This window comes from Asticcacaulis sp. P2_B1 (assembly GCF_056404915.1).
Genome location: NZ_JBFUDD010000015.1, coordinates 102,382 through 114,470, shown reverse-complemented (window position 1 = coordinate 114,470; position 12,089 = coordinate 102,382). Strand labels below are relative to the sequence as shown.

Genomic DNA, 12,089 nt, shown 5'->3' with positions numbered 1-12,089 from the left:
GGACGCTGACCGTCACCGGCGCCGAGGGCACGGACACGCTGAGTTCCGTCCTGCATCTGCAGTTCGCCGATATCACCCTGACCTTCAGCGGGCCGGATGTCGTGCTGACAGGCACGGCCGGCAATGACACGCTCAGCGGCAATGACGGCAACGATCATCTCTCGGGTCTGGCGGGTAACGATACGCTGAACGGCCTGGCGGGCGACGACCTGCTGGAGGGCGGCGATGGCGACGATACGCTCAATGGCAATGAGGACAACGACACGCTGGACGGCGGCATCGGCAACAACAAGCTCTATGGCGGCACGGGCAACGATACCCTGACCGTATCGGGCAGCGGCGCCAATACCCTGTCCGGCGATGATGGCAACGACACGATCACCGGCGGCGACGGCATCGACACCATCACCGGCGGGTTGGGTGACGATACTCTGGACGGCGGGCTGGGTGACGACATCATCCAGGGYGGCCATGGCAATGATGTGATCTGGGGCGGCGACGGCAAGGATGCGCTGGGCGGTTACGACGGCACCGTTCTGCACGGCGGGGCCGGCGATGACACGATTGCCACGATTGGCGCGGTCACGGCGTGGGGCGACGACGGCAAGGATAGCTTCGACCTGAACGGCGGCACGGCCCACGGCGGCACCGGCAATGACAGCTTCAAGGGCTATGGCGTGCTGTTCGACGGCGGCGACGGCGACGACACCTTTACCATTATGCCCGGAGCAGCCCTTGTCGACGGCGGCGCCGGCATCGATACGATCCTGTTCGATGAACACAGCGGCAGCACRGCGGGCATGACGGGCATCGAATATATCAGCGGGTCGATGTACTATATCGACTCCAARACTACRCCCTATGTGCCGCACGCCATCCGCATCACCCTGGCCGACGAGACCTTCGCCGCCGGTACGACCGGGCAAATCTCCGAGGTGCGCTATCTCGACGGCTCGGCCGAGACGGACGCGCGTATCTTCGCATCGGCGTCCACCCATATCTACGACTATTGGTCGCTCGATCCTGTTGTGATGATCGGCGGGCACCTCGATGACGGCCTGTCCGGTTCGAAGTATCGCGACCTGATGTCGGGCGGTGACGGCAATGACATCTTGTCGGGTGGTGGCGATGACGACACCCTGGACGGTGGCAATGGCAACGATACCCTGAACGGCGACAGTGGCAATGACACGATCACCGGTGGCGCCGGCAATGACACGATCACCAACGGCACCGGCAAGGGCAATCTGGACGGTGGTACGGGCGACGACGCGATCTCCGCTGGTGCAGGCGAAGACACGCTCAAGGGCGGTGACGGCAATGACAGCCTGAGCGGCGGTGACGACAACGATATGCTGACCGGTGGCTTGGGCGACGACACGATCGATGGCGGGGCCGGCAACGATACGGCGGTCTTTAGCGGCAATGCCGCCGACTATACGGTTGTCGACCACGGCGACGGCACGCTCACCGTCACCGGCGCCGAGGGCACGGACACGCTCATCTCCATCCTGCATCTGCAGTTCGCCGACACCGTCCTGACCTTTGGCGGCCCGGGCATCACCCTGGTCGGCACCGATGACGGCGAGACCCTGACCGGCACCAATGCCGACGACGATATGTCGGGCCTGGGGGGCAATGACACGCTTTTGGGCAATGGCGGCAATGACAGGCTCAATGGCGGCATGGGCGCCGATAAGATGAGCGGCAGCGGCGGCAACGACACCTATATCGTCGACGACAGCCTGGACACGGTCAGTGAAAAGGCCGGCGAAGGCACGGATATCGTCATGGCGTCGATCAGCTATACGCTGGGGCAATTCGTCGAGAACCTGACCCTGACCGGCGCTTTGAAAATCGACGGCAGCGGCAATAGCGGCAACAATGTCATCATCGGCAATGCCGCGGCGAACGTGCTGACCGGCCTTGGCGGCAATGATGTGCTGGACGGCGGCGCCGGCGGCGACAGCATGACGGGCGGGCTGGGCAACGACACCTACTATGTCGATAACAGCAATGATGTGGCCAGCGAGCTCTCCGGCCAGGGCACGGACACGGTTGTCAGCTCACGGCTCTATAGCCTGGGTGCCAATTTTGAGAACCTGGTCCTGACCGGGGCCGGCAACAGCCAGGGCAATGGCAACGATCTCAACAACAGCATCACCGGCAATGACGGCAATAACCGGCTGAACGGGCTGAACGGCAATGATGTCCTGGCCGGCGGGTTGGGCGACGATACGCTGGACGGCGGCAAGGGGATCGACACGCTGAAGGGCGGCCTCGGCGACGACCGCTATTATCTCGACAGCGCGGCAGACAAGGTCACCGAATATTTTCAGCAGGGTAACGACACGGTCGTGATCAACGGCACCTATACATTGGGCGCCAGCGTCGAGAACCTGATCATTACCGGCTCGTCCAATCGCTTCGGCACCGGCAATAATCTCGATAATCATGTGACGGGCTCAAGCGGCAACAATACGCTGGGGGGCGCCGACGGCAATGACGTCATCGATGGCGGCAGAGGCGCGGACACCATGCGCGGCGGCGCCGGTAACGACACCTTCATCGTCGACAATGCCGGCGATACCGTCACCGAATATACCGGCCAGGGCACGGACGGCGTCATCAGCAGCGTCAGTTTCATCCTGGGCCTCAATGTCGAGAACCTGACCCTGACCGGGTTGCACAATCTCAATGCCACCGGCAACGGTCTGGGCAATATCCTCATCGGCAATGATGGCCACAACAGCCTGACCGGCGGTGGCGGCCATGACGTCCTGACCGGCGGTTTGGGGCGTGACCGGTTCATCTTCGCAGCCGGCAGCGGCGCCGACACCATCACCGATTTTTCGGCCTCGCAGGGCGACCGTATCGATGTCAGCGCCTACAGCCACGGCACCGTCCATCCCGGCTATATCCATCAGTCCGGCAGCGATACGATCATCGACCTCGGCGGCGGCAATATCATTACCGTGCAACACACCACGGCAAGCGATGCCGGCTTCCTCAGTCATATTGTCTGGTAGGCGCGTTTGGCCGTGTTGCGGCCGTTCTGTGCGAGTTTCCAGAGACACGGGCCAGAGACACGGAAAGCTCATTTTGTATTCAAAATTTAAGTTCATACTTGAATTGAGGTCACCCAACGGCTATTGTCCTACAATAGGGTAGTCACCTGCCTGATAAGTCTGAAGCCAGAGGAAACCCAGCCTGAAGTACCTGTCCGCCTTTCTAAAAGCCCGGGTTTTCCGTTCGGCAAGCCTTATAGCCATGGTCCTGTTGGCCGGTTGCGGCGGGGATGATGGCAGCAAGAGCCCGCCTGCCGCCGGCGGTGGCGCCGGTAGCGTGGCGTCCGACACGACGCCCGCAGGCTTTTACAAATGGACGGACGTTGTCTTCGGCGCCGGCGGCTACATTACCGGTATTATCTATCACCCGACGGTCCAGGGGCTGGTCTATATCCGCACCGATGTCGGCGGTGCTTATCGCCGCGACCCGGGGTCATCGACCTGGATACCGCTCAATGACAGCCTGAACCGCGACGACAATCAGCTGGAGGGGCCGGAGTCCCTGGCGGTCGATCCCAACGACTCGCAAAAACTTTACCTCGCCGCCGGCATGTACCTGCCGTCGTGGGGGCGCAATGCCGCCATCCTGCGTTCGAATGATCGCGGCGTCACGTGGCAGCGCACCGAGCTGTCGATCCATTTGGGCGGCAATTCCGACGGCCGCGGCACCGGCGAACGGCTGCAGGTCGATCCGAACAAGGGCTCGATCCTGTTTCTCGGGACCAATCAGGACGGGCTGTACAAGTCGAGCGATTCCGGCGTGACCTGGTCGCAGGTCTCGACCTTTCCGACGACGGCCGGCACCACCTTCGTGTTGTTCGACAGGTCGACGGGTGCGTTCGGGACGGCGACCCCGACCATCTATGTCGGTGTGGCGGCGACGACCGGCACTACGCTTTACCGCTCGACCGACGCGGGCGCCAGCTGGGCGGCCGTGCCGGGGCAGCCCGCGGGCCTGATGCCGGTGCAGGGCGCGCTCGACGGCAGCGGCCATCTTTACCTGACCTATAGCAACGCCTTGGGCCCCAACGGCGTCGGTGCTGGCGCTGTCTATAAGCTGACCACGGCCAATAATGGTTGGAGCAATATCACGCCGGTAGCGCCGACCAGTAATTGGCAATTCGGCTACGGCGGGTTGGCCGTCGACGCGCGCAACCCGAACGCCATCGTCGTTTCGACGATCGACCGCTGGGCCGGGGGCGACGACCTTTTCAAGTCGACGGACGGCGGTGCGACGTGGACGGGGCTCAATGCCCAAAGCACCCATGCGGCGCCGAATAATCCCTGGCTTGTGGCCTATAGCGGCGGGTCGTTGGCCGGCCGGATGGGTCACTGGATAACCGATGTCGATATCGACCCGTTCAATTCCAACAATGTCATGTACAATACCGGCTATGGTCTGTGGGAGAGCCACAGCCTGACCAAGGCCACGGTGGCATGGTCGTTCAACGTCGCCGGTATCGAGGAATCGGGGCTCTTTTCGCCGCTAGTGTCACCGGCCACCGGAGCACACCTGTTCACGGCTTTGGGCGATGTCGCCGGCGCCCGCTATGACACCGATTTCAATAATCCCGGCTATTACAGCAACCCGAACAATTCGAACTACGGCGTCGATGTGGCGGCGCTCAACACCAACGTGGTGGTGCGCACCACAGCCGCCGACAATACGGCCATGATGTCGCACGACAATGGCGTGACCTGGACTCAGGTCGCCAGTCGCCCCGTCACGGGGTCGTCGGATTCCGGCCGGATCGCGGTCTCGGCCATGGGTACGGCCATGGTGTGGGTGCCGGGCGGGCAGTCGGCCTATTATTCGACCAATGGCGGGGCCAGTTGGACGGCGTCGAGCGGCTATCCGACGACGGAAGCCGTCTATTCGGGTAATTACTTTACGCCGATCGCCGACAAGGTCGCCAACGGCTATTTCTACGCCTATGACTTCTCCACGGGACGGATCCTGGAAAGTTCGAATAATGGGCAGGGTTTCGCGGCGATCTATTCCGGGTTGGACGTCCTGCCGTCCTATGCGTCGCAAAGCCAGTTGGCCTCAGTTCCGGGCACGGTGCGGCGCGACCTGTGGCTGGCGACACCGAACGGGCTATGGCACGTCAATGGCGCCGGCGCGTCGCCGGTCAAGATCGACGGTATTCAGGCGGCCTACGGGGTCGGATTCGGCAAGGCGGCGCCCAGCCGGCCCTACCCGGCCATCTATATTTCGGCGAAGATCAATAATGTCTACGGCATCTATCGTTCGATCGACGGCGGGACAACATGGTCGCGGCTTGATGACACCAAGCATCAGTGGGGCGGCGTGAATTCCGTCGCGGGCGATCCGCGCGTTTTCGGCCGCGTCTTTGTCGGTGCGTCACGCGGCGGGGTCATTATGGGCGAACCGCAGCCTTAGACCGGCGCCCCGCTGATGGGTCAGCGCGAGCCGATGGCCTGGAACTCCCGGATCGCGCCCCAGACGCCAAAACCTATGCCGCTGGAGAACTGTTCGAGCTGCAACATGTTATGGGCGAGGAATATCATGACCGAGCCGTCATTGGGATCGGCCTGCCACCAACCGCCATAGGCGCCCGGCCAGCCGACGGCGCCTTTGCCGCCGCCGCATCGTGTCGGCTCCGCCTTCTCCGGCTCCATGACGACGGCGACACCCAGGCCGAAGCCGTGCCCCTGGACGAACAGCGGCAGGCCGAGCAGTTGTGATGAAGCGCGCTGCGCTGGGGTCAGGCGGTTCGAGGCCATCAGGGACAGGGTTTCCGGCCGCAGGATTCGCACATCGCCCGAGGCGCCGCCTTCGACAAAGATTCGCGCGAAGGCGAGATAGTCGTCGAGAGTCGACCACAGGCCCTGACCGCCGGAAACGAAGGTCATAGTCTCGGGCCGTTCGGGCAAGGCATGGCCGCCGGGCACGGACGGCAGGGTGGTGATCCGGCCTTCGGCATCGAAACCGTGCAGTCCGGCACGCCGGCCGTGATCCTTCTTGGGGACCGTGAACCCGGTATCCTTCATGCCGAGGGGATCGAAGATACGGCTTTTCAGGACGTCCGCCAGCGGCGCGTCGGCGATGCGTTCGATCAGCAGGCCGAGCAGGTCGGTGGATTTGCTGTAGTGGAATTGGTGCCCGGGCTGGTCGATCAAGGGCAGTTCGGCCAAGCGCGCCATCCATGCGGACGGCGTCAGGTCGTTGTCGATGTCGCCGCCCAGGGCCTGACGGTAGGCGACGGCGATCGGCCCGCGGTGGAAATCCGAGTAGGTCAGGCCGGAGCGATGGGTCAGCAGATCTTCGAAGGTGATCGGCCGTGCCGCGGGTTCGGTGTCGTCGAGCGGGCTTTCGGGCGAACGCAACACCCGCATCCTGGCGAATTCGGGCGCCCAGTGGGTGATCGGATCGTCAAGCGCGAAGCGGCCTTCGTCGAACAGGACAAGCGCCAGGGCGGAGGTGACCGGCTTCGACATCGAGGCGATGCGGAAGACGGTGTCGCGCTCCACGGGCTGGTCTGTTTCCAGGTCGCGGCGGCCGACGCACAGGGTTGTCGCCTGCCCGTCCCGCCACACAAGCATGGCCGCTCCGGAAAGTTTGCCGGCATCGACATAGGGTTGGACAGCCATTTCTACCGCTGTTACGTCCATGGTTTGGTCGCCTTTTTCATAGTGAAATTATAAAATAATGTTATTATGAAATAACAGAGCTTGAGGAACGAATCAATGACCTCCGACGTAAAGAATCCGCGGAAGCAGCCCAAGGGCGACAAACGGGCCCGCACGCGCGCCAAGCTACTCGATGCGGCGCGGGAGGTAACGCGGCTGAAAGGCTTTGAGCACACGACGATGGAGGATATTGCCCAACGCGCCGGCATGACGACGGGCGCGATCTACAACAACTTCCGCAATCGGGAGGACCTCTTTATCGCCATGTCGGAGGCCTATTGGCCGCCGATCAAGCCCGCGGTCGCGCCGGGCGCGGACTTCGAGAGCATCCTGCGCGCCCTTGCCGAGGCGACCGTCGCGGCAGCGCCGGAGCGGCGCAATGTGGCGGTCGGCTTCCTCACCGGCAGGGCCTACGCGCTGGGCCACGAGGCGGTCCGTCAACGGGCGCTGGACGTCACGGCCAAAAGCTACGACGCCGGGGCAGCGTGGTTGGAACGCATGGTGGGGGATGACGCCTTGCCGTTCCCGCCCGCGATTATGGTCCGCATTATCCACGCGCTGACGGAGGGGCTCCTGCTGCAGCGATTTCTGTCGCCGGAACTCATCGACGATGAGGTGTTCCATGCGGCGTTTGCGTTACTGGCGGGGAAGCAAAAGGGCGCTGAGGGGGAGGCTGGCCGCGATTAGAGCAATCGTCTTTCAGGCATAAGGCTTCGAACTTGAATCCCGTACGATGATTTCGTGGGGCAGGACGTGGCGCATCTGGACATCGCTGGACTGGACGTGGCCCGGATTGTCGGACAGCAGGTGCACGGCACGGCGCGCCATGTCCGGATAGGGCTGACGCACCGTCGTCAGGGCCGGCCAGATGGCGGACGAAATCGGCGCGTCGTCGAAACCGATGACGGTCAGGTCCTGAGGGATATTGATGCCCATCTTGTGGGCGACGGCGCAGGTCGCGGCGGCCATTTCATCGTTCGAGGCGAAGATGGCGGTGGGACGATCCGGCAGGTTCAGCAATATCTCGGCCGCTTCCATGCCGGAGCGGAAATTGAACATGCCTTCGACGACATAGTCCTTCGGCGGCCGCGGCAGACCGGCGGCATCAAAGGCTTCCTGATAGCCCTGACGGCGCAGCAGGGAGGCGGCGTGATCCGGGTGACCGGCGATATGGGCGATTTTTGTGTGGCCGAGTTCGAGCAGATGGTCGGTCACGTGGCGGGCGGCCAGGCGGTCGTCCATGGCGATCGACGGATAATGACTGTCCGGCGTGGTCGGCGACACGAGCACGCAGTGGATGTTGCGCGCCTTCAGGAAGGTCTTGAGAGGGCCGTAGTCGCACAAGGGCGGCAGCAGGACCAGGCTCCGAATCTCGGAATCGGCGAGGAAGCGCTCGACCTCGTTCAGGCCGTGGCTGCCCGGGACGAACAGCTCCACGGCGAGATATTTGCCGGCCTCCATGCAGGCCGTCAACATGGCATGGTGAAACCGGCCCTGGTAGCCGCCGGCGGGATCTTCGAGCAGGATACCGATGGACGCGCCGCTTTCGCCGCGGCGAAGCTGCCGCGCACCCAGGTTCGGGCGGTAATCGAGGCTGTCCATAGCCTGCAACACGCGTTCGCGCGTGCTGGCCTTGACGGCTTTGTCCTCATTGACGACACGAGACACCGTTTTGGACGATACCCCCGCCAACTCGGCCACATCATATATTGTCGACATATCTCGATCCGAGCCCGCAAATCATCCCCGAGGGTAGTCCGCCATGGCTTCGAATGCAAGTTAGCRCTAACTTTCACGTAAAATCGGTGAATTTGCCAGACAACAAAAATAGACATCGATGACATTTTTCTTGACATTTTTTGGCGAAATGTCACAAAGCAGGAGACATTCACGCCAATTTCGGACATTCGCCGGGGTCGCCCGGTAGATGGCCAAGCTGATTCAGGCGGCGTTTTCACCGCCTGTCCCCTATCACATGCCTCCTGGGCATGTGTGCAGCGGCCGGTTCGCCGGCCTCTGTTCTTCCCCCGACTGGCTGTTTTGCGGACAATGACCGTAAGACTAAGTTTAGCCTCCCGTGGACGCGCCACGGGAGGTCTTTTTTATCCGCCTTATTCGTCCGCCTTGGCGCCGCAGTAGCGCGCGACATAGTCGCCGTGGGCCGGCAGGGAGGCGACGGTGCTGGTGACATTGTCGCGGATGCCGGTGAACAGGCGTGTCAGCTCGTCGTCGCTGAGCTTGGCGGCGATCGGGTGGTAGGCCCGGGGCGTGATCCCCTGCCCCATCATGACCTGGACCCAGCTATTTTCGGCGAACAGTTCGTCATTGGTGCGGAAGACGCGGCCGGTCTCGCGGAACAGCTCGATCTTTTGCTGCAGGGTGTCGGGGATATCCATGCTGGCGCAATGGCGCCAGAACGGGCTGTCGCGGCGGTCGGTGACGCAGTAGTGCAGCACCAGGAAGTCGCGGATCTGCAACATGTCCTGGTCCTGTTGAGTGTTGAACTCGGTGATGTCGCGCTGGCTGATCTCACGCAGGGGCAGCATGCGGATCAGACGCAGGATGGCGCGCTGGATCAGGTGAATACTGGTCGATTCGAGCGGCTCCATGAAACCGCCGGCCAGGCCGATGGCGATACAGTTGCGGTGCCATTGTTTGCGGCGGGCGCCGGCGGCGAATTTGAGATTGTTGGGCTCGGTCAGGACCTTCCCTTCGATATTGCCCATGAGGCGTTCGAGCGCCGCTTCGCGCGACAGGTAGCGGCTGCAAAAGACAATGCCGTTGCCGCTGCGATGTTGCAGCGGGATGCGCCACTGCCAGCCGGCGTCATGGGCCATGGCGCGGGTATAGGGCACGGACGGGCGGACGTTTTCGGTCTGGAGCGCGATCGCCGAGTCGCACGGCAGATAGTGGGTCCAGTCGTCATAACCCGTGTGCAGGGTCTGCTCGATCAGCAGGGCGCGAAAGCCGGTGCAATCGAGGAACAGGTCGCCTTCGATACGTTCACCGGATTCCAGGACAAGCGCAGTGATGTCGCCGCTTTCGGCATGCAGGTCGACCTGGGCGATCTTGCCTTCGATCCGCATGGCGCCGTCACCCTCGGCCATCTTGCGCAGGAATTTGGCGTAGAGGGTGGCGTCGAGCTGATAGGCATAGTTCATGCGGTCGTCGGGCAGGTGCGCGAACTTGCTTTGCAGGGCGGCGGTCAGTTCGAGGCAATAGTCGTCATAGGACTGGTCGTGGCCTTTTTCGCGGCCGTAGAGCCAGAAATGCTGGAAACCGGCGGTCCAGTGATCCTTGCCGGTCAGGCCGAAGGAGTGGAAATAGCGCGAACCGGCGTCCTTCCAGTTATCGAACAGGATGCCGAGCTTGAAGGTCGCCTGGGTGGCGCGCATGAACTCGGCTTCGTTGATGCCGAGCAGGCGGTTATAGGTGACCAGCGGCGGAATGGTCGATTCGCCGACGCCGACCGTACCAATGGCGTCGGATTCGATCAGCTTGACGTCGACGGTCTTGCCCAGCGTCCGGGCGATAGCCGCGGCCGCCATCCAGCCCGCCGTGCCGCCGCCGGCAATGACGATGCGGCGGAGAGTCTTCATATCATTCATTGGCTGAGCTGCTTTAAAAGGAATCCGCGGATACGGCCGGCGCTTTCCGGGGTGAGCGGCGCCAGCACGCTGCGCGCCGCCTCCGGTATGTGCGCCGTGACGTCGTCGGGATTACCGAAGACGTAATAGTCGAACAGGTCGCGCAGGTGCTGCTTTTCGTCGTCGGGCAGGTCGCGAATGGCCATCATGGCGTGGTTGAGCGCGTCCTGGGGCTGGCCCAACCAGCGCGGCGTCTCGCGCCACCAGTAGTTCACCAGGACGTTGAAGGGCGACAGGCCCTCGACATGGTGCCACCACATTGACGGGATATAGACGGCGTCGCCGGCCTCGAGCTCGGCGACCTGGGCATGGCGCAGGGCTTCGCGAAAACGCGGAAAGCGCTCGAAATCGGGATTGTGGAAATCGACCATGCTGACGACGCGGCCTGCCGGCGTATTGTCGACCGGCCCGAGATAGAGGTTGCGGAACTGCTCACGCGGAAACAGCGTGAAACGGCGGCGGCCGACGGCGACGCAGGCCAGGTTGCGCGGGAAATCGTTATGGGCGGCGATGCGCGTACGCGTGCCGATCCAGATGCTGGTCATGCAATTGCGGTCGCCGAGATCGACATGGTTGGCTTCATGCAGGCCGGTGAAGAAGTCGTGGACATCGACCGAGGCGAGGTAGATCGACGGCGCGTCCGGCTTGCCCTCGGTGGCGTCGAGCTGGGCGAAGATTTCCGGCAACTTGGCCTTCACCATCTGGAAGTTCATTTCCATGTCGTCTTTGTAGAACAACCGGCCGTCGCTGCCCGGCGCGCCGACCGAGACGACGAATTTGCGGTCCTGGCGGCGGCGCAGCAGGTAGTCGCGGGCGTCGCGGGCCGACCGGCGGCCGGCTTCGACCAGAGGCCAGTCGGAGACCAGGCCGCGGACGATAAAGGGCTCGGAACCCTGTAACAGTTTGTCGAGTTCGGCCGCGTCGGCGACGGTGACTTCGGGGACGCGTGCCAGGGCGTCAAAGACGCCCAAATCGCTGACACCGGTTACGTCATCCATGGGCGGCTCGCCGGTTCTTGCGTGCGACAAGCGCGCCTATATTCGACAGCGAGGCCATGGCCATGAAGATGGGGGAGAGATGGCCAGCGTCGTGAAGTTCGCCGAGGACCACCGCATCGAGGGCGTGCAGACGGTCTTCGTTGATGACGTGAAAACCGACCAGGCGATGCGTAGAGCCGTCATCGAGCGTGATGTCGAGCGACAAGGGTTCGAGCAGGTCGTGCTTGCGCAGGGCGGCGAAGAAGTCGGCGGAGGCCTGATAGCCGGCGTCGAGGGCGCCGAGCTTTTCAGCCATGGTTTCCATGAAGGGCGTCGGCCGGCCGTGTTCGTCGAAGACGCGCATGCTTTCGCCGTGGCCGTCTCCATTCGCGATGCGCGGGCTGGCCATGTCGATATGGGCTTGTTTCTGGCCGGCGCCGTCCGCCGGCATGCCTATCAGGAAGGGCTGGATGTCGATGGCGAGCGGGCGGTAGCGTGCGTCCCAGCCGGCGTCGCTGAGGAACAGGTTCTCGCCGTTTTCAAAGCCGAACATGGCGAAGGCCGCGAAGCTGTCGCGTTCGTGGTTGAGGCGGAACAGGATGGGATATTCGTTCTGCACCTGGCGGAATTCCGTGGGCACCGTCATGCAGCACATAACGCCGTCGCCGAGATCGAGCGCGCGGTCTGTGCGCACGCGCAGGTCGCGGTGGTTTTCGGCTGTGAGAATCGCGTGTTGGGTCATG

At 63.0% G+C, this 12,089-nt stretch carries 8 protein-coding genes; 3 read left to right on the top strand and 5 right to left on the bottom strand.

Annotated elements, in window-relative coordinates:
- Positions 1 to 3,029 (top strand): beta strand repeat-containing protein (locus AC1DX3_RS21790; RefSeq protein WP_476991455.1); only part of this gene is annotated, 3,029 nt, incomplete at its 5' end.
- Between the two features lie 241 nt (positions 3,030 to 3,270).
- A complete protein-coding gene (locus AC1DX3_RS21785) occupies positions 3,271 to 5,472 on the top strand; it encodes a hypothetical protein (protein WP_476991454.1) in 2,202 nt (733 codons plus the stop codon).
- 20 nt (positions 5,473 to 5,492) lie between these two features.
- Here AC1DX3_RS21785 and AC1DX3_RS21780 read toward each other — a convergent pair whose 3' ends face one another.
- Positions 5,493 to 6,704 (bottom strand): serine hydrolase domain-containing protein, encoded by a 1,212-nt coding sequence (locus AC1DX3_RS21780; RefSeq protein ID WP_476991453.1) that lies wholly within the window; start codon positions 6,702 to 6,704, stop codon positions 5,493 to 5,495.
- A 75-nt stretch (positions 6,705 to 6,779) separates the two neighbouring features.
- Here AC1DX3_RS21780 and AC1DX3_RS21775 point away from each other — a divergent pair, with 75 nt between their 5' ends.
- On the top strand, positions 6,780 to 7,409 hold the full coding sequence (locus AC1DX3_RS21775) for a TetR/AcrR family transcriptional regulator (RefSeq protein ID WP_476991452.1): 630 nt from the start codon (positions 6,780 to 6,782) through the stop codon (positions 7,407 to 7,409).
- 12 nt (positions 7,410 to 7,421) lie between these two features.
- Here the strand turns inward: AC1DX3_RS21775 and AC1DX3_RS21770 are convergent, their stop codons facing one another.
- The 4 genes from AC1DX3_RS21770 to AC1DX3_RS21755 form a co-directional block, all read right to left on the bottom strand.
- Entirely contained in the window at positions 7,422 to 8,441 is a 1,020-nt protein-coding gene (locus AC1DX3_RS21770) for a LacI family DNA-binding transcriptional regulator (protein WP_476991451.1), read from the bottom strand.
- A gap of 392 nt (positions 8,442 to 8,833) precedes the next feature.
- Positions 8,834 to 10,321 carry a tryptophan halogenase family protein gene (locus AC1DX3_RS21765; protein ID WP_476991450.1) on the bottom strand — a complete coding sequence of 496 codons (1,488 nt, stop codon included), beginning with the start codon at positions 10,319 to 10,321 and terminating at the stop codon, positions 8,834 to 8,836.
- A gap of 5 nt (positions 10,322 to 10,326) precedes the next feature.
- Positions 10,327 to 11,367 (bottom strand): cupin-like domain-containing protein, encoded by a 1,041-nt coding sequence (locus AC1DX3_RS21760; protein ID WP_476991449.1) that lies wholly within the window; start codon positions 11,365 to 11,367, stop codon positions 10,327 to 10,329.
- A complete protein-coding gene (locus AC1DX3_RS21755; RefSeq protein WP_476991448.1) occupies positions 11,360 to 12,088 on the bottom strand; it encodes a SapC family protein in 729 nt (242 codons plus the stop codon). Before AC1DX3_RS21755 ends, AC1DX3_RS21760 begins: the two co-directional genes overlap by 8 nt.
- Position 12,089 lies beyond the last annotated feature (1 nt).

Coding starts and splice junctions, on each gene's coding strand:
- AC1DX3_RS21760 (WP_476991449.1), bottom strand. CDS start 11,367: ATGGATGACGTAACCGGTGTCAGCGATTTGGGCGTCTTTGACGCCCTG.
- AC1DX3_RS21770 (WP_476991451.1), bottom strand. CDS start 8,441: ATGTCGACAATATATGATGTGGCCGAGTTGGCGGGGGTATCGTCCAAA.
- AC1DX3_RS21755 (WP_476991448.1), bottom strand. CDS start 12,088: ATGACCCAACACGCGATTCTCACAGCCGAAAACCACCGCGACCTGCGC.
- AC1DX3_RS21780 (WP_476991453.1), bottom strand. CDS start 6,704: ATGGACGTAACAGCGGTAGAAATGGCTGTCCAACCCTATGTCGATGCC.
- AC1DX3_RS21775 (WP_476991452.1), top strand. CDS start 6,780: ATGACCTCCGACGTAAAGAATCCGCGGAAGCAGCCCAAGGGCGACAAA.
- AC1DX3_RS21785 (WP_476991454.1), top strand. CDS start 3,271: ATGGTCCTGTTGGCCGGTTGCGGCGGGGATGATGGCAGCAAGAGCCCG.
- AC1DX3_RS21765 (WP_476991450.1), bottom strand. CDS start 10,321: ATGAAGACTCTCCGCCGCATCGTCATTGCCGGCGGCGGCACGGCGGGC.